This window comes from Pseudomonas sp. RC10-4-2 (assembly GCF_050433085.1).
GTDB lineage: Bacteria > Pseudomonadota > Gammaproteobacteria > Pseudomonadales > Pseudomonadaceae > Pseudomonas > Pseudomonas aeruginosa.
Genome location: NZ_JBNPXX010000008.1, coordinates 164,137 through 181,572, shown reverse-complemented (window position 1 = coordinate 181,572; position 17,436 = coordinate 164,137). Strand labels below are relative to the sequence as shown.

The 17,436-nt window shown below is 67.8% G+C and carries 18 protein-coding genes; 7 read left to right on the top strand and 11 right to left on the bottom strand.

What is annotated here, in order from left to right; translation table 11 throughout:
- Window positions 1-146: 146 nt before the first annotated feature.
- Window positions 147-1,874 (top strand): NCS1 family nucleobase:cation symporter-1, encoded by a 1,728-nt coding sequence (locus tag FHW81_RS28565; protein ID WP_079760223.1) that lies wholly within the window; start codon window positions 147-149, stop codon window positions 1,872-1,874.
- Between the two features lie 33 nt (window positions 1,875-1,907).
- On the opposite strand, the gene FHW81_RS28560 is transcribed toward FHW81_RS28565, so the two are convergent.
- From FHW81_RS28560 to FHW81_RS28550, 3 genes are all read right to left on the bottom strand, one after another.
- Entirely contained in the window at window positions 1,908-2,477 is a 570-nt protein-coding gene (locus FHW81_RS28560; protein ID WP_003084771.1) for a TetR/AcrR family transcriptional regulator, read from the bottom strand.
- A 49-nt stretch (window positions 2,478-2,526) separates the two neighbouring features.
- Window positions 2,527-2,931: a PaaI family thioesterase gene (locus FHW81_RS28555; RefSeq protein ID WP_003118845.1), complete on the bottom strand. Its 405-nt coding sequence runs from the start codon at window positions 2,929-2,931 to the stop codon at window positions 2,527-2,529.
- A 139-nt stretch (window positions 2,932-3,070) separates the two neighbouring features.
- Window positions 3,071-3,820, bottom strand: a complete 750-nt coding sequence (locus tag FHW81_RS28550) for a glutathione S-transferase family protein (RefSeq protein ID WP_003105233.1) — start codon at window positions 3,818-3,820, stop codon at window positions 3,071-3,073.
- 168 nt (window positions 3,821-3,988) lie between these two features.
- Between FHW81_RS28550 and FHW81_RS28545 the strand changes: the two genes are divergently transcribed.
- The 3 genes from FHW81_RS28545 (at window position 3,989) to fiuA (ending at window position 7,987) form a co-directional block, all read left to right on the top strand.
- The gene (locus tag FHW81_RS28545) at window positions 3,989-4,507 is read left to right on the top strand and encodes an RNA polymerase sigma factor (protein WP_003084762.1); all 519 of its coding nucleotides are present in this window, start codon (window positions 3,989-3,991) and stop codon (window positions 4,505-4,507) included.
- Window positions 4,504-5,475 (top strand): FecR domain-containing protein, encoded by a 972-nt coding sequence (locus tag FHW81_RS28540; RefSeq protein WP_003113263.1) that lies wholly within the window; start codon window positions 4,504-4,506, stop codon window positions 5,473-5,475. Before FHW81_RS28545 ends, FHW81_RS28540 begins: the two co-directional genes overlap by 4 nt.
- Before the next feature lie 103 nt (window positions 5,476-5,578).
- A complete protein-coding gene (fiuA, locus tag FHW81_RS28535; RefSeq protein ID WP_060774153.1) occupies window positions 5,579-7,987 on the top strand; it encodes a TonB-dependent ferrichrome receptor FiuA in 2,409 nt (802 codons plus the stop codon).
- 172 nt (window positions 7,988-8,159) lie between these two features.
- Here fiuA and FHW81_RS28530 read toward each other — a convergent pair whose 3' ends face one another.
- Window positions 8,160-9,017: a PP2C family serine/threonine-protein phosphatase gene (locus FHW81_RS28530; RefSeq protein WP_003084748.1), complete on the bottom strand. Its 858-nt coding sequence runs from the start codon at window positions 9,015-9,017 to the stop codon at window positions 8,160-8,162.
- Window positions 9,018-9,102: 85 nt separating this feature from the next.
- On the opposite strand from FHW81_RS28530, the gene FHW81_RS28525 reads away from it, so the two are divergent.
- Together FHW81_RS28525 and FHW81_RS28520 are read left to right on the top strand one after the other, a co-directional pair.
- Window positions 9,103-10,053, top strand: coding sequence for a virginiamycin B lyase family protein (locus FHW81_RS28525; protein WP_106120513.1), 951 nt, complete (start codon window positions 9,103-9,105; stop codon window positions 10,051-10,053).
- 18 nt (window positions 10,054-10,071) lie between these two features.
- The gene (locus FHW81_RS28520; protein ID WP_003142695.1) at window positions 10,072-10,692 is read left to right on the top strand and encodes a glutathione S-transferase; all 621 of its coding nucleotides are present in this window, start codon (window positions 10,072-10,074) and stop codon (window positions 10,690-10,692) included.
- Here the strand turns inward: FHW81_RS28520 and FHW81_RS28515 are convergent.
- The 6 genes from FHW81_RS28515 to FHW81_RS28490 form a co-directional block, all read right to left on the bottom strand.
- Window positions 10,655-10,840: a hypothetical protein gene (locus tag FHW81_RS28515; protein WP_003084739.1), complete on the bottom strand. Its 186-nt coding sequence runs from the start codon at window positions 10,838-10,840 to the stop codon at window positions 10,655-10,657. The two genes, FHW81_RS28520 and FHW81_RS28515, sit on opposite strands and share 38 nt — an antisense overlap.
- Window positions 10,837-11,139, bottom strand: a complete 303-nt coding sequence (locus FHW81_RS28510) for a hypothetical protein (RefSeq protein WP_003084737.1) — start codon at window positions 11,137-11,139, stop codon at window positions 10,837-10,839. The genes FHW81_RS28515 and FHW81_RS28510 overlap by 4 nt, the downstream gene beginning before the upstream one ends.
- 49 nt (window positions 11,140-11,188) lie before the next feature.
- Entirely contained in the window at window positions 11,189-12,547 is a 1,359-nt protein-coding gene (gene creD, locus FHW81_RS28505) for a cell envelope integrity protein CreD (RefSeq protein WP_088135568.1), read from the bottom strand.
- Between the two features lie 101 nt (window positions 12,548-12,648).
- A complete protein-coding gene (gene creC, locus FHW81_RS28500; protein ID WP_106120514.1) occupies window positions 12,649-14,073 on the bottom strand; it encodes a two-component system sensor histidine kinase CreC in 1,425 nt (474 codons plus the stop codon).
- On the bottom strand, window positions 14,073-14,762 hold the full coding sequence (gene creB / locus FHW81_RS28495) for a two-component system response regulator CreB (protein ID WP_003084734.1): 690 nt from the start codon (window positions 14,760-14,762) through the stop codon (window positions 14,073-14,075). Before creB ends, creC begins: the two co-directional genes overlap by 1 nt.
- Before the next feature lie 84 nt (window positions 14,763-14,846).
- Window positions 14,847-15,356 carry an ATP-dependent zinc protease gene (locus FHW81_RS28490; RefSeq protein WP_003084733.1) on the bottom strand — a complete coding sequence of 170 codons (510 nt, stop codon included), beginning with the start codon at window positions 15,354-15,356 and terminating at the stop codon, window positions 14,847-14,849.
- 142 nt (window positions 15,357-15,498) lie between these two features.
- Here FHW81_RS28490 and FHW81_RS28485 point away from each other — a divergent pair, with 142 nt between their 5' ends.
- Window positions 15,499-16,386: an acyltransferase gene (locus FHW81_RS28485; RefSeq protein WP_003099939.1), complete on the top strand. Its 888-nt coding sequence runs from the start codon at window positions 15,499-15,501 to the stop codon at window positions 16,384-16,386.
- A 394-nt stretch (window positions 16,387-16,780) separates the two neighbouring features.
- On the opposite strand, the gene FHW81_RS28480 is transcribed toward FHW81_RS28485, so the two are convergent.
- Window positions 16,781-17,359 carry a DUF2780 domain-containing protein gene (locus FHW81_RS28480; protein WP_003084725.1) on the bottom strand — a complete coding sequence of 193 codons (579 nt, stop codon included), beginning with the start codon at window positions 17,357-17,359 and terminating at the stop codon, window positions 16,781-16,783.
- Between the last annotated feature and the right edge of the window lie 77 nt (window positions 17,360-17,436).

Below are 17,436 nucleotides of genomic sequence, written 5' to 3'. Positions count from 1 at the left end.
AAAGGCCGGTTTCCGCAGAGCGCGGAAAATTCGGTCGAGGATCGGTTGGCACATAACTGGCTTAAATCTTCGAAATTCTTGTATACAAAAACAACAGACGAACCCGACCTCGCGCCGAGTTCTTCCGACTGCCGGAGGAGACCGCCATGTCCAGCCCCCCGAAGCCGCCCGCCTCGCCCCGCGAGTTTTCTCCCTCGCTGCTCGACCTCGGCACCCTGGAAAGCCTCGACAGCCTGCCGCGCGCCGGTCAGCGGAGCGCCGAGTTCTCCGCCTCGCTGCTCGACCTGGGCACTCCGGCCAGTCTCGACTGCCTGCCACGCGCCGGGCTGCGCGCAGCGGAGTTCTCGGCGGCACGCCTGGACCTGGGCACTCCCGCCAGTCTCGATTGCCTGCCCCGCGCCAGCCATCACGCCGGCCCCGAACTGCCGCCGCTGAGCCCGCGCCTGTACAGCGCCGATCTCGCCCCGACCAAGGCCGAAGGGCGCCGCTGGGGACGCTACAGCCTGTTCGCGCTGTGGACCAACGACGTGCACAACATCGCCAACTACTCCTTCGCCATCGGCCTCTTCGCCCTCGGCATGAGCGGCGCGCAGATCCTCGCCGCGCTGGCCCTGGGCGCGCTGATGGTCTACGGGCTGATGAACCTGTCCGGCTACATGGGCCAGAAGACCGGGCTGCCCTACCCGGTGATGTGCCGCATCGCCTTCGGCATCCACGGCGCGCAACTCCCCGCGCTGATCCGCGCGGTGATCGCCATCGCCTGGTTCGGCATCCAGACCTATCTCGCCTCCATCGTCCTGCGCGTGCTGCTGACGGCGATCTGGCCGGGGCTCGCAGCCTACGACCAGGACGCCATCCTCGGCCTGTCGAGCCTGGGCTGGGCGACCTTCGTCGCCATCTGGTGCGTGCAACTGCTGATCTTCGCGTACGGCATGGAGATGGTGCGTCGCTACGAATCCTTCGCCGGACCGGTGATCCTGCTCACCGTCGCCGCCCTCGCCGCCTGGATGTACCTGCGCGCCGGCGCCTCCATCGCCTGGTCCAGCGGCGAACCCATGAGCGGTTCGCAGATGTGGTTGAAGATCTTCGGCGGCGCGGCGTTCTGGGTGACCCTGTACGGCACCATGATCCTGAACTTCTGCGACTTCGCCCGCGGCTGCCCGGACCGCCGCACCATCAGCGTCGGCAACTTCTGGGGGCTGCCGGTGAACATCCTGCTGTTCGGCCTATTCGCGGTGGTCCTCGCCGGCGCCCAGTTCAGGATCGACGGCCAGCTCATCCAGAGCCCCACCGACATCGTCGCCGCGATCCCCGACACCCTCTTCCTGGTGCTGGCCAGCCTGGCGCTGCTGATCGTCACCGTGGCGGTGAACATCATGGCCAACTTCGTCGCCCCGGCCTACGTACTCACCAACCTGGCGCCGAACCTGCTGAACTTCCGCCGCGCCGGGCTGATCAGCGCGACCATCGCAGTGCTGATCCTGCCCTGGCACCTGTACAACAGCCCCGGGGTGATCCTCTACTTCCTCGGCGGCCTCGGCGCGCTGCTCGGCCCGCTGTACGGGATCATCATGGTCGACTACTACCTGGTGCGGAAAGGCCGGGTGAACCTGCCGGAGCTGTACACCGAAAGCCGCGCCGGCGCCTATCACTACGCGGGAGGGGTGAACCCGCGGGCCATCGCCGCGTTCGTCCCGGCGGCGATCATCTCCACCCTGCTGGCATTGTTGCCGGCATTCGCCGAGCTATCGCCGTTCTCCTGGTTCTTCGGCGCCGGCCTGGCCGGCCTGATCCACTACGCCCTGGCCAAGCGCCGCACGGCCTACCACGAAGTTTCCGGCGAAGCGATCGCGGTGGACAGCGTGCAGCACTGACGGATACCTGGCCGGCCTGGGCGCGACACCCGCCTAGGCCGGCAGTAGCGCCTGCAATTCTTCCTCGATCGCATCCAGCGCCTGGAACGACCGCTCGACGCGGGCCACCGCGACCGCCCCCTCCAGCGCCGCGAGGATCAGCCAGGCACGCGAGGCGGCGAGCTTTTCCGCCAGTCCGTCGGCGCGCAACGCACGCTCGATGCTGGCGTGCCAGGCGCGGAGCGCCCGGCGGCATTCAGCGTGCACCGGGGCCAGCTCGGCGTCGATGCTCAGGCTGGTGGAAAGCACCGGGCAGGCCTCTTCGAAACGCGAATGCTCCAGCCAGCCACGCAGGGTCGCGGTGAACTGGCGGAGGACGTTGCGCGCATGGGGGGCCTGGGTCCCGGCGCGGTCGAGGAAGGACGCCACCTCGTCGGCGACGAAGCCGATCGCGGCGCTGGCGATCTGCGGCTTGCCCTCGGGGAAATAGTGATAGAGCGAGCCTTTCGGCGCCTCGGCGCGAGCGATGATGTCGCTCAGCCCGGTGCCGAAATACCCGCGGCTGGCCAGCAGCGAGGCGGTGGCATGGACGATCCGTTCGGCGGCATTGGACTTCTTCGGCAAACCTGACTCCCCAACTCACGGCAGACGACCGGGCAAGCATGCCCGAGCCTCAGGGCAGATGAAACACGCCGCTGGCGCTGGCCACCAGGCGCTCGCCGCTGTGCAGCCGGGCCGAGGCGAAGGCCATGCGCTGGCCGAGCTTGTCGACCCGGGTATGCACCTCCAGCCAGTCGCCGACCCGCGCGACCCCGCAGAAGTCCAGACGCAGGCCGACGGTGACCATCGGCTGCGGCGGTTCGCGGGAGAACGCCATGGCGTAGCCGAGGCCAACGTCGGCCAGGGTCGAGAGCAGGCCGCCGTGGGCGGTGCCACCGTGGTTGCAGTGCTTTTCGTCGATGCGCAGCGCCACCACCAACTGGCGCTGGGCGTCCTGCCGGCAGAAGAAAGGACCGAGCAGGTCGAGCAACGGACTGCTGCGGAACAGCGGCTGGAACCCTTCGGGGACGTTCATCACGGTGCGGCCTCCGTTTTATATAGACTGGTCTATATAAAATATGCCCGGACGCTGGATCCACCAGCGCCGCGAAGGTCTTATCGAGGCGCTGAATGGCGCTTCATCAGGACGGCGCCCTGGGCGCCGCCCGCACTCCCTCTCAGCGGCTCATCGGACCGCGCACCGGCCGCTCGCGGGCGTGGCTGGTCGCGCTGAGCGGCGCGCCGGCCTCGCGCAGCGCCTGGCGCTGTTCGGCGACCGGGGTCTGCGCGGTGGCCTTCTCGAAACGCGCCAGATGCTGGAAGGCCGGCAGGGCGAAAGCGTCAGCCAACAGGCGCGCCAGGCGCGGCCAGCGCTCGCCGTCGACCTGGTAGCGCGCCAACTGGGCATTGCGGAACAGGCAGGCGACGGCGACATCGGCGATGGACAGCTCGCCGCACAGCCAGCCGCTCGGCGGGACCCGCCCTTCCAGGTAGTTGCAGATCGATGGCAGGTCTTCGTCGTAGGTGCGTTGCAGGATCGCCTGGTCGGGTTCGCGCTGCCAGATGCCACGGTTGATCACCAACTGGTGGAACAACTGCCAGATGATCACCTGGCCCAGCCGCGAATCGGCGTACTCCTCCAGCCAGCGGGCCTGGGCGCGCTGGCCGATGTCGACGGGATACAGGCTCGGCTGCGGGTAGCGCTCCTCCAGGTACTGGCAGATCACGCTGGAATCGTTGAGGACGAAGTCACCGTCCACCAGCACCGGAATCTGGCGCAACGGACTGAGGCGCTCGAAGGCCTCGTCGCCGAAGAACGGCACGATGGGGTCGATGCGGTAGGCGATGCCTTTCAGTTCCAGCAGCACCAGCACCTTGCGCACATAGGGGGACAGATAGGAACCGATGATCAGCAAAGGTTCGGCCACGGCGAGACTCCTGTTCTTGTTATGGGAACACCGATCCTCCGGCAAACCAGCGGGACGACTCAAGTGGCTTCCCGACGGACGCCAATTGCAGGGATAGTCGCACTTTGCGATCATTTGCGAATAATTCTCGTTTTTCCATTCAATCCCGTTTCGGGATGGGGAGCGGTCGTGTCGGCGGGTGACGTCAGCAACAGCGAATTCGTGGGTAGCCTGTACCGGGACCACCGCGGCTGGCTGCTTGCCTGGCTGAACCGCAACCTCGGCTGCCGCCAGCGCGCCGAAGACCTCAGCCAGGACACCTTCGTTCGCCTCCTCGGCCGCCCGGAGCTGCCCGGCCTGCGCGAACCGCGCGCGTTCCTGGCGAAGGTGGCGCGCGGTCTGATGATCGACCACTTCCGCCGCGCCGCCCTTGAACAGGCCTATCTCGCCGAACTGGCGCTGGTTCCGGAAGCGGAGCAGCCTTCGGCCGAAGAGCAGTACCTGATTCTCGAGGACCTCCGCGAGATCGATCGCCTGCTTGGCACGCTGTCGCTGAAGGCGCGTAGCGCGTTTCTCTATAGCCGCCTGGACGGCATGCCCCACGCGGAGATCGCCGAGCGTCTCGGAGTCTCGGTGCCACGCGTGCGCCAATACCTGGCCCAGGGTCTGCGCCAGTGCTACATCGCCCTCTACGGAGAGCCCCGGTGAGCGCCGACGATCGTCATTCGCCGGTACGCGCGCGGGTGCTCGACGAAGCCATCGCCTGGCAATTGCTGCTCGACTCCGGCGAAGCCCATCCCGACGATCACCGCGCCTTCCACCGCTGGTACGCGGCGCATCCCGAACACGAACGCGCCTGGGAACAGCTCGGCGGCCTCGACCGGCACCTGGCGAGAGCCGCCAACGGGCCGGCGCGCAACGCCCTGCTGTCCGGCAACGCACGCTTCAAGCGCCGCCTGCGCCGGCTCGGCGGCAGCGCCCTGGGGCTAGTGCTGGCGCTAGGCGTCGGGCTCGGCGTGGCCAACCGCTACGTCCCGGTCCGCTACCTGCTGGCCGATGCCTACAGCGCCACCGGCGAGCAGCGCGAGCTGACCCTCCCGGATGCCACTCATGTGCGCCTGAACAGCCGCAGCGCCATCGACGTCCGCTTCGACGGCGAACGCCGCCAGGTCGTGCTACTGGCCGGCGAGATCCTGGTGGAAACCGCCCATGGCGACCCGCGCCCCTTCGTGGTCAGCAGCGCCGATGGCGACATGCGCGCCCTCGGCACGCGCTTCCTGGTGCGCCGCGAGGAACCCGGCACGCGCCTCACCGTGTTGCAGTCGGCGGTGGCCGCGCGCGCGGAAACGCTCAGCGAAGAGCGTGTGATCAAGGAAGGCCAGCAGGTGCTGATCCTGCCGCAAGGCCTGCAGGCCAGCGAAGCGGCCCCGGCTCTGGCCGGCGCCTGGGCACAAGGCATGCTGGTGGTGGAGAACGCCCGGCTGGCCGACCTGGTGGCGGAACTGGGGCGCTATTCGCCGGCGCTGCTGCAGGTCGACCCGAGCATCGCCGACCTGCGCGTCACCGGCAGTTTCCCGCTGAAGGACACCCGCCTCGCCCTTCAGGCTTTGGAGCCGAGCCTGCCGGTGCGCAGCGTGAGGCACAACGCCTGGTGGTTCGAAGTGGTGCCACGCTGAACCGAACGGGCCGGCGAAAAATTTTTCCCGCCGGCCCTATCACTTTTTCCGACTCGTCCGGCAAGGAGGCATTGAGACTCGTTTCCATCCAGGAGCCCCGCACATGCCCCGCCCGACGTTCCGTCCCGGCCTGCTCGCCCTAGCCATCGCCCTCGCCGTTCCCGCACCGTTCCTCCACGCCGCCCCGGCCGAACAGGCCAGCGTGCGCGACTACCGCATCGCCGCCGGGCCGCTGGCAGGCACCCTGAACCGCATCGCGGCCCAGGCCGGCCTGGTCCTCACCCTGGATCCGGCGCTCGCCGAAGGACGCAGCGCCCACGCCGTGCAAGGTCGCTTCGACGCGCCCGGCGCATTGCGCGAAGCGCTCAAGGGCAGCGGCCTGGAACTGGTGGAAAATGCCGGCGGCACCTACAGCCTGCGCAAGGTGCCGGAAGACACCCTGTCGCTGCAGGCGATGACGGTCAGCGGCGCCGAGGAAGACCCACTGGGGCCGACCAGCGGCTACGTGGCCAAGCGCAGCATGACCGGCACCAAGACCGATACGCCGATCCTCGAGACCCCGCGCTCGATCTCGGTGGCGACCCGCCAGCAGATGACCGACCGCGCCGTGCACAGCCTCGACGACGCGGTGCGCTACATGCCCGGCGTCGTCGCCAGCAGCTTCGGCAGCGACACCCGCTCCGACTGGTTGAAGGTGCGCGGCTTCAAGCCGACCCAGTTCCTCGACGGCCTGCCGATGGCGGTCGGCGTCTACAACAACCCGAAACTGGAAACCTGGAACCTGGAGCGTGTCGCCCTGTTGCGCGGCCCGGCCTCCTCGGTCTACGGCCAGACCCCGCCGGGCGGCATGCTCGACATGGTCAGCCTGCGTCCGCAGAACGTCGCCAGTCACGAGGTGAAGGCCGAGGTCGGCAACTACAACCACAAGCAGGTCAGCTTCGACAGCACCGGCCCGCTCGACGACGAGGGACGCTTTCTCTATCGCGTCTCCGGCGTGGTGCGCGACAGCAACACCCAGGTCGACCATATCGACGACAAGCGCTACAACATCGCCCCGAGCCTGACCTGGAACATCGACGACGACACCAGGCTGACCTTCCTCGGCCAGTTCAACCGCGACGATACCGGCATCACCAGCCAGTTCCTGCCGCTACGCGGAACCAAGTACGACGCGCCGTTCGGCAAGGTTTCCCATCACAAGAACCTCGGCGATCCGGACTGGGAATACTACGACCGCACCTACTACTGGCTGGGCTACGCCTTCGAGCGGCGGATCAACGATGTCTGGCAGTTCCGCCAGAACCTGCGCTACCTGCGCAACGACCTGTCGTTCCAGGCGCTGACCCCAGCCAGCTATTACGCTGCCGCCAGCGACGACGGTACCCTGCAGCGCACCAGCACATCAGTGGACGAAGACGTCAGCCAGTTCGTGGTGGACAACAACTTCCAGGCCGACTTCGACACCGGCGCGCTGCGCCACACCCTGCTGCTGGGCCTGGACCACAACCGGACCACCAACGAATACACCTCGATCTTCGGCTTCAATGTACCGCCGACCAACATCAACAACCCGATCTACGGCCAGCCGATTCCCAAGCCGCCGCGTTCCGACGCGTACTACGACTACAAGCAGAAGACCTACCAGACCGGCCTCTACGTCCAGGACCAGATCGCCCTCGACAACTGGCGCCTGACCCTCGGCGGTCGCGAGGATTGGGTGCACACCGGGGCCACCTTCTACAACAAGGGCGACGCCACCAATACCAGCCGCGACAAGAAGTTCAGCGGCAACGCGGCGCTCAGCTACATCTTCGACAATGGCGTGGCGCCCTACATCTCCTATGCGGAGTCGTTCCAGCCCACCACTGGCGCCGATATGAACAGCACCAGTTCGCTGAAGCCGACCGAAGGCAAGCAATGGGAAATCGGTGTGAAGTACCAGCCGGTGGGCTCCGACTCGCTGTTCACCGCCGCGGTCTATGACCTGCGCCAGGAGAACGTCAGCGTGTCGCAGAACATAGGCGGCACGCCGGTCACTTCGCAGACGGGCGAAGTGAAGGTCTCCGGGATAGAGCTGGAAGCCACCAGCAACGTCACCGACAACCTGAAGATGATCGGCGCCTATAGCTACACCGACACCGAAGTGAAAAAAGGCCAGTACGCAGGCAACCGCCTGCAACAGGCGCCGCGCAACCAGGCCTCGCTATGGGCCGACTACACCTGGCACGAGGGTACGCTGAACGGTTTCAGCGTGGGTGCCGGCGCCCGCTACGTAGGCTCGACCTACGGCGACCAGGCCAACACCTACGACGGCTACGCCGGCTCGTACACCCTGTACGACGCCGCCGTGCGCTACGACCTGGGCCAATTGAACGGCAGCCTGAAAGGCGTCAGCGTGGCGGTCAATGCCAACAATCTGTTCAACAAGGACTACCTGGCGTCCTGCGACGGCTACTACTGCTACTACGGCGACCAGCGCAGCGTGGTGGGCAGCGTCAGCTACAAGTGGTGAGCGACGCGTCACAGGTGCGCAACGGCGGATAACCGCTTCGCGGTTATCCGCCCTACCGCAGAACGTACCTTCCGGGCACCGGATGCCCTCCTCCCGCCTGTGGGAGAGGGCCGGGATATCGGTAGCCGGCGCATCGGGGAGGACCTGCATTCCGGGCGCCGGAGATCGTCGTTCACCCCGCGATCCGACCCCACAGCGCGCTGGCGTCGTCGTGGATCTTGAAACGCGGGAAAGCCAGGGCCTGGTCGTCGCCCTGTTCGATCTCGCGCAACTCGTCGAGCATGGCGCTCACTCCGACGTCCTCGAGGCGCCGCAGCAACTGTTCGTCGGTATAGCGGCGGAAAGGCTCGACCAGCCGGTCGAAGCCGTCGGTCATCAGCACGAAGGAACGCAACGCGGCGAGCGGCAAGGTCTCGCGCTGCACCTGGCCGAGCCAGCGGTCGCTGATGTCCAGCGCCCAGTAGCCCTCGGGCTTGTTCATCAGCAGGCGGTTCTGCCGCACGCGCGGGCGGCTGGCCTTGAACAGTTCGGCGTGATCCCACTGCGGATGTTCCTCGCGCATCCGGCAGAAATGCGCCAGGGATTGCCGATCCAGTTCGTACAGGGCCGAATCGCCGAAGCTGCGTACCTGGCCGTCGGCGCCTTCGACGAGAATCCGGCTGTCGCCGATGTTGAGCAGTTCGATTTCTCCGCCGCGAATCCGCAGCAGGCTCAGGCAGGCCGCCGGCATGTCTTCGAGGTCGTGCCAGTCGCGGCCGCTCTGGGCGCGGAAGTCGCCCTGGATATCGTTGAGCAGGCGCCGCAGCAGGGTCTCGCTGGATTGCTCGGGCTCGACTTCCAGCAGCAACCGCAGGTGCCGGTCCACCGCCTGGGCCAGCCAGCGCGCGTCGCTTTCCACGCCCAGCACGCTGCGACCGATGCTGGTGGCACCGTCGATCACCCAGGCGGCCTGCGCCGTGCAGCCCAGCGCATCGTCGTTCACCGCGCCCCCCGCGCGGCATTCCGCCCCGAGTATTTCCACTGTGGCCATTCGCAGTTCCTCCTATGCTCAATGCGCTGCCAGAATAGCAAGACAGAGCCTTTCCACGTTCCGCTCGTCGTTCCGGGAGAACCGTATGCGTCACCTGCCCTACCCGCTGCTGGGCCTGCTCCTGGCCCTGTCGTCGACCGGCGCCGCCCTGGCCGGCGAACAGTACTACCCGCTGGACAAGGGCTCCGCGCCCTACGCGGTCGCGCCCAGTGCACAGGGTGCGGTCTGGTACGGCGCGGACGGCGGGCATTCGCTGGGGCGCCTCGACCCGACCAGTGGCGAGAGCGTGCAGGTGCCGCTCGGCGAAGGCGCGCGGCCACGAGCCATCGTCAGCGACGAGAGCGGCAACGCCTGGGTGCTCGACAGCGGCCTCAACGCCATCCTTCGCATCGGCGGCGAGCGCCTGGGCAGCGAACGTTTCCCGCTACCGGCCAAGGCCGCGCCGGCCGGGCTCGACTCCGCGGTATTCGACGACGACGGGCGCCTCTGGTTCACCGGCAGCCGCGGCTTCCACGGTCGCCTCGACCCAGCCAGGCGCCTGGTGGAGGTCTGGCCCTCGCCCCAGGGCAAGGCGGCGAACGGCATCTGCGTCACCCCGGACGGCGAGGTCTGGTACGCGCAGGACGACGCGCTGGTGCATGTCGATCCGCTCGACGGCAGCACCGAGCGGTTGCCCGCGCCTGAAGGCACGAAGGCCTTGCGCGGGATCGGCGCCGACTCCATCGGCAGGCTCTGGGCCAGCGACAGCGGTGGCGCCCGGCTGTACCGCTACGATCCCAGCGATGCCTCGTGGCAGAGCTGGCCGCTGCCGGACAGCCAGGCCCGCCCGGACAGCCTGCGGGTCGACGCCATGGACCGTGTCTGGCTGCACGACGCCGCCAGCGGGGCGCTCTTGCGTTTCGACAGTGAGCAGGCGACATTCCGCGTCCTGCCCAGCGACCGGCCGGCGCCCGGCAACGCCCTGCTCGGCGGTCGCCCCGGAGAAACCTGGAGCGCCGAGCCTGCCGCCGATCGTCTGCGCGTCGTCCGCGACTGATCCTTCCAAGGAGCCCGCATGAGCGCTACCCATACGCTGTTCTACGCCGCCGCCTCGCCCTTCGTGCGCAAGGTCCTGGTCCTGCTCCACGAAACCGGCCAACGCGAGCGCGTGGCGCTCGAGGAAGTCACGCCGACGCCGGTCGCGCCCATCCGGCAGCTCAACGCCAGCAACCCGGCCGGCAAGATTCCCGCCCTGCGCCTGCCGGACGGCCAGGTGCTGCACGACAGCCGGGTGATCTGCGACTACTTCGACCAGCAGCACGTCGGCGAACCGCTGATCCCCCGCGAAGGCAGCGCCCGCTGGCGACGCCTGACCATCGCCTCGCTGGCGGACGCCGTCCTCGACGCCGCGGTGCTGACCCGCTACGAGACCTTCGTCCGCCCCGAGGAGAAGCGCTGGGACGCCTGGCTCGAGGCACAGCGGGAAAAGATCGCGCGGTCCCTGGCATGGCTGGAGAGCGACTGCATCGCCGAACTGCAGGCGCGCTTCGACATCGCCGCCATCGGCGTCGCCTGCGCCCTGGGCTATCTCGACCTGCGCCAGCCGGAGTGGGACTGGCGCGGCCGCTACCCGCGACTCGCCGCCTGGTTCGCCGAAGTCAGCCAGCGCCCGTCGATGCAGGCCACCCGCGCCTGACCCCGAGGCCCGCCGACGCCTGCTGCCGCCGCAGACGTTCGGCGCGTTGCAGCCAGGCCGCCGAGGGGCCGGGGAACAGCAGGCCGATCCGCGCCGCCAGGCGCTCACCGTCGCGACGGTCGTCGCGCAGGCCGACATAGCCGTTCATTTCCAGCACACCAGGCGGAACAGCAGCAGGCCCAGCAACAGCGCGCTCTGTCCGAGCCCCATGCAAAGCTCCAGGAAGGAGCGCACGTGCGGATTGCCGGCGGCGCCCTCGATGCCGCTGAGGCCTTCCCAGAATCCGTCCGGCATCAGCACCAGCATGGCGTGGGCCAGGGGCTTGCCGCTGGCGATCCAGTACTCGATCAGGCCGAACTTGCCGAAGAACAGCAGGAAGATCAGGATCACGCCGCTGACCAGCAGGCCGAGGGCGGCACAGAGGGTGAACTCGAAGAACAGGCGCATGCTTTTCCTCCTTGGAAATCGGCGGCGGCCGGCGCCGCCGCCCTCGTCGTCAGGCCTTGGCGGGTACGGCCGGGAGGTCCTTGCGGCCGACCCCGTACCAGTCCAGGCGGCGGGTCAGCACCATCACCGCGGCAAGCACCGCGAACAGCAGCAGCGAGCCCATCAGCAAGGCGTAGTCCTCCGCGCTCAGCAAGCCGTAGAGCAGGCCGTACAGCCCTGCCAGGCCGGCGCTGAAGCCCAGTCCTCGGGCCACGCTGCGCAGGACGAAGCACAGGTAGAAGCCGATCAGGCCGACGCAGGCTCCGGCGGAGACCAGGTAGGCCAGCTCGAAGCCGACGTGCTCGGCCAGCGACAGCAGCAGCAGGTAGAAGAACGCCAGCGCCAGGCCGACCAGCGCGTACTGGATCGGGTGTACCGCCAGGCGCTTGAGCACCTCGAAGAGGAAGAAGCCGGCGAAGGTCAGGGTGATGAACAGCAGCGCGTACTTGATCGCGCGGTCGGCCTTCAGGTACTGGTCCACCGGATCGACCAGGCCGACGCCGAAGGCGCGCGCCTGGAAACCGTCGCAGCGCTGCTCCTCCACGCAACTGCGCAGCGCCTCTTCCATGTTGGTGGCGAAGAAGCTGGTCTGCCAGCGCGCGGTGAAGCCCTGGGCGGTGATCTCCCGCTCGCTGGGCAGGAACTCGCCGCCGAAGCTCGGGTGCGGCCAGTCGGCCTTCAGGATGACCTGGCTGTCGCGGCCCACCGGCACGATGTCCAGCCGCTCGCTGCCGAGCAACGACAGGTCGAAGGCGTACTCCAGGCGCTGCGCCTGGCGCCCGTCGACGCCTTGCAGCGGTGCGTGCACACCGCTGCCGAGCAGGCCGACCCGGCTACCCGGCTCGAAGTCGACGCTGGCACCGTCGAGGGACAGGCGTAGGGCATTCTCGATGCCGCGGATGTCGCTGATACCCATCGCCAGGAACGGCGTTTCGAACTGGTAGTCCTCCAGGTCTTCTTCGATGCCATAGTGCGCAGGCACCTGGAAGTAGCCGGCGACCTTGTTGTCGACGTGGTACAGGCGCGCCTGGTAGATGCCGCGGTAGCGCAGCTCGGTGCGCATCTGCCCGTCGAGGGCGAAGCGGTCGGGCAGGAAGTACAGCTCGCCGCGCTGCTCGCGCTCCTGCAACACGCGCTTCTCGGTCTTCTCCTCGGTGACCCACTCGCGCACCGTCCTGCGGTACGGCACCACCAGCAGCGGGCCGGTGAGGCGCTGGCTGTAGCTGGAGCTGCGGGCGATATCCTGCAGCACGCCGTCACGAACCTCCTGGCGATCGCGGATCAGGCCGTCGATCATCAACAGGGGAATCAGCAATAGCAGGATGAGTAGGGCGATGGCGCCGAGCTTGTAGGCCAGCGTGCGGTTCATGGGGGACTCTCCGTCGGGGTGATGGCGGAAAGTCTGCGGCGCCGCGATGGCGGGCTTCGGGTCGCCGTGTGGAGAGTCGATGGAGTTTCCGTGGAGGCGCCTCAGCCGCGCGGCAGCCAGAGCAGCGCCTCGACGCCGTCGTCGCGGTTGCCGACCTGCAACCGGCCGCCATGCAGTTGCGCCACCTCGGCGACGAAGTTCAGTCCCAGCCCGGTGCTCTTGCGCCCGCTGGCCGGGCGCGGCAGCGAGTAGAAGCGTTCGGTGAGGCGCGCCAGGGCGTAGTCGGGGATCGCCGGCCCCTGGTTGAACAGGCGCAGGGCGATACCCTCGCCGTCGGCCTCGGCGAGCAGGCGAAGGATGCCGCCGGGCGGGGTGAAGTCGAGGGCGTTGTCGAGCAGGTTGGCCAGCGCCTGGCGCAGCAGGAACTGCTCGCCGCGAACCTCGCAGGGACCTTCCAGGCGGTTCTCCACCCGCAATCGCTGGCGCTGGATACGCGCCGCCTGGCCTTCCAGCAGGGACGCGGCGACCTCCCGCAGGTCGACCTTGCCGACCTCCTCCAGGCCTTGCCGCTGCTCCACCTGGGCCAGGCTCAGCAGGCGCTCGATCAGTTGTTGCAGGCGCTCGCTCTCGCCGGCGATGTTGCCGACGAAGCGCGCCCGCTGCTCGGCCGGCATCTCGCCGTCGAGCAACTCGGCGGCGCCACGGATCGCCGCCAATGGGCTCTTCAGTTCGTGGGTCAGGGTATGCACGTAGCGCTCGACGTAGTCCTTGCCTTCCAGTTGCGTGCGCATGCGTTCCACCGCGTCGGCCAGTTGCGCCATCTCGCCGCCGCGATAGCGCGGCAGCTCGGCGCGGCGCCCCTCGCTGACCGCCTGGGCGTACTGGGTGAGGCGCCGCAGCGCGCCGCTGAGCCACCAGGAGAGCAGGCCGCCGACCAGCAGCCCGAGGGCGATCAGCCCGGCACCGAGCCAGGCCAGGCGCCGCTGCGAGCGGTCGATGTAGGGTTGCAGGCTGCTGTTCGGCTTGGCCACCGAAACCACCCCGATGATCTTCCCACCATCCTTGATCGGCGCCGCCACGTACATCACCGAGGAATCCGGGTCGTCCGGGTCTTCGCGGCTGGAGCGCGCGCCGTACTGGCCCCGGAGAGTCAGGTAGACGTCGTTCCAGCGCGAATAGTCCTGGCCGACAGCCACCCCGGCGGAGTCCAGCAGCACCTTGCCGCTGGCGTCGGTGACGTAGATGCGGTGGTTCACCGCCTCCTTGCGCAAGCCCCAGATATCCGCCTGCGGCACGCGCTTGCCGTAGTCCTCGAGCATCTCCGGCAGGTCGCTCTGTGCCAGGGTGCCGTTCTTCACGTCCTGGCGGAGGATCTCGGCGAGCAGGTTGGCGGTGTCCACCAGGGTTTCCTCGGTGGACTGGCGCACGCCGGGGCGCACTTCGTCCATCACCGTGCTCAGCACGAAGTAGCCGGTGAGACCGACGAACAGGAAGTAGACCAGGAAGATCCGAACGCCGAGCGGCATCAGGCGTGGTCCGGGCTGTAGCTGTAGCCCAGGCCGCGATGGGTCTGGATCGCTTCGCCGCGTTCGTTCACCTGGCGCAGCTTGGCGCGCAGGCTCTTGATGTGGCTGTCGATGTTGCGCTCGTAGCCGGCCTCGCTGGCGACGCCGAGGGCGTCGAGCAACTGCTCGCGGCTGAATACCCGCTCGGGCTGCCCGAGCAGCGTCTGCAACAGGCGGAACTCGTGGCGGGTGAGGTTGAGCGGGGTGTCGCGGTAGTGGATCCGCACGCGCTCCTCGTCGACCTGGAACGGCCCGCTCGGCGCGGCCCCTTCCAGCGCCGCCGGGCGCGGCGCCATGCGCTTGAGGATGGCCTTGACCCGAGCCGCCACCTCGCGCGGGCTGAACGGCTTGACCACGTAGTCGTCGGCGCCGATCTCCAGGCCGACCACGCGGTCGATCTCGGCATCGCGCGCGGTGAGGAAGATCACCGGCACCTCGGAGAACCGCCGCAGGCGCTTGCAGGCCTCGAAACCGCTGATGTCCGGCAGACCGACGTCGAGGATCAGCAGATCCGCCGGCTGGCGCTCCTGCAACGCCAGCGCCTCGCCGGCGAGGGTCACCCAGGTGGTGGCGAAGCCTTCGGCCTGCAGGGCGTAGAGCAGGGTGTCGGCAATCGCGGCTTCATCTTCGACGATCAGGATATGCGGCATGGCGTGACGGCGGCTGACGGGAATGCCGGAACGGTGCCGCAAGCCGGCGCGCGCGTCAATCGCGCCGCCGGTGGCGTAGGACGCTTACTTGCAGGTGGGCTTGTCGGCGACGAAGCGCTCGGAGGGATCGACCGCGACGTGGAATTTGCGCAAGCCCTTGGTGCCCATCAGGAACGGATAGTTGAAGGCGCTGCGGTCGGTGAGGTTGACCTCGATGGTCTTCATCGCTCCGCCCAGGCAGACCTGCAGGTCGATCACCGGGCGTTCGCTCAGGCGGTCCTCATCCTCGTCCTCGCCGTTGCGGTTGTCGGCGCGGTTCTTGATCTTGCCGATGCGCGCCAGCTTGTGCTCGAACACCGAGCCGTCGGCCTCCTTGGTGGCCAGGCGGAAGCGCACCCACTCCTCGCCGTCGCGCTGGAACAACTCGATGTCCTTGGCCGACAGCGAGGAGGTGTAAGCGCCGGTGTCCATCTTCGCCTGCAGGGTGCGGTCCAGCTCCGGCAGGGAGACCCATTCGTAGCGGCCGTAGAGGTTGGGTTCGGCGGCGAGGACCGGCAGGGCGAACAGCGAGAGCAAGGCAAGGGCACGCTTCACGCGGGCATCTCCTGAAGTGATACGAGGTCCACATAGGACTAGCACGGCGCGGTTTCGTTCGCCACGCCGGCGGCTTGGGCGGCGCGGCGCGGATGCGTATGATGGGCCGCGTCGACCCACACCCAGGACAGGGAAACCAACCATGCGGGAACTGTTGACCGGCCTGACCAGCAGCCTTCTGCTGCTTCTCAACACGCTGATCCTGATCGGCCCGATGATGCTGATCGCACTGCTCAAGCTGGTGCTCCCCGGCCAGCGCCTGAAAGACCTCTGCTCCAGGGGCGTGATGTGGATCGCCGAGACCTGGGCGGAGATCGACAAGTGGATCTTCGCCACCTGCACGCCGACGGTCTGGGACGTGCGCGGCGCCGGCGACCTGCGCCAGGACACCTCGTACCTGGTGGTGAGCAACCACCAGTCCTGGGTCGACATCCCCGCGTTGATCCAGGTGTTCAACCGGCGCACCCCGTACTTCAAGTTCTTCCTCAAGAAGGAGCTGATCTGGGTGCCCTTCCTCGGCCTGGCCTGGTGGGCGCTGGAGTATCCGTTCATGAAGCGCTATTCCAAGGCCTTCCTGGAGAAGCACCCGGAACTCAAGGGCAAGGACCTGGAGATCACCAAGGCCGCCTGCGAGAAGTTCAAGCGCATCCCGGTGACCGTGGTGAACTACCTGGAAGGCACGCGTTTCAGCGAGCAGAAGAAGGCCCGGCAACAGTCGCCCTATCGCCACCTGCTCAAGCCCAAGGCCGGCGGGGTGGCCTTCGTCCTCGCCGCGCTGGGCGAGCAACTGGACGCCCTGCTCGACGTCACCGTGGTCTACCCGAGCGACAAGGTGCCGGGATTCTGGGACCTGCTCTGCGGACGGGTGCCGAAGGTGATCGTCGACATCCAGACCCGGCCGATCGATCCCGCCCTGTGGCAGGGCGACTACGAGAACGACCCGGTGTTCCGCCAGTACGTGCAGGAATGGGTCTCGCGCATGTGGGAAGAAAAGGACGAACGCATCGCCCGCTTGCGGCAACTGCGCTGAAGTACCGGCCGAAACACACCCATCTCGTAGGGCGGATAACGCCGGGGGCGTTATTCGCCCTACCGGAGCGGGCAACGAATACCCGGGGGTCGCACCCACCTCGTAGGGCGAATAACCGCAACGCGGTTATCCGCCGTTTCCACGGAGCGGCGGCGGATAACGCCGGGGGCGTTATTCGCCCTACCGGTGCAGGCAACGAATATCCGGGCGCCGCACCCACTTCGTAGGGCGAATAACCGCAACGCGGTTATCCGCCGTTTCCACGGAGCGGCGGCGGATAACGCCGGGGGCGTTATTCGCCCTACCGGTGCGGGCAACGAATATCCGGGCGCCGCACCCACTTCGTAGGGCGAATAACCGCAGCGCGGTTATCCGCCGATCCGCTGGCGGCAGATCAGAGCAGCGACGAGCCGCCCGCCTTGCTCACTCCCCAGAGATTGCTCAGGCTGCCCAGCAGCTCGCTGTTGGCGCCCTGCTTGCCGAAGTAGTCGACCAGCACCTGGGCGAACTTCTCGGTCATCCCGCTATCCATGCCCAGGGTGCCGAAGGCCTTGTTCACGTCGCCCATGCTGTCCGCATTGCCGAGCAGCGAACCGAGGCCCTTGCTGTCGCCGCCGCTCTTGCCGAGCACGTTGCCGAGCCCGCCGAGACCGGCCAGGGCGTTGTTGCCGGCCAGCTTGTCGAGGCCGGGGATGGTCTTAACCAGTTGCGAATAATCGTTGCCGGCCAACTGGTTCTTGGCCAGGCCGAGCAGGGCGCCGGTACCGCCGACCGCCTGCTCCTGGCTGACCCCGAGCTGGCCGGTGAGTGCGCCGAGCAGACCGCTGGTCTGCGGGGTGGTGGCTACCTGGGCGGAGTCGCCCTGGGATGCCCCGGCGACCGCCTTGGCGGCATCCCCGAGATTGAAGGCGAACGCGGAGGCGGCGCTGAGCAGCAGGGCCGCGGCCAGGGTAGCGTGAGTGGTGACGCGCATCGGCAATTCCTCATGAGATATCGAACGCCCCGGCCGCATTCGCAGGCCGGGGTGAGATTTCGACCGGCCGGCCGGTG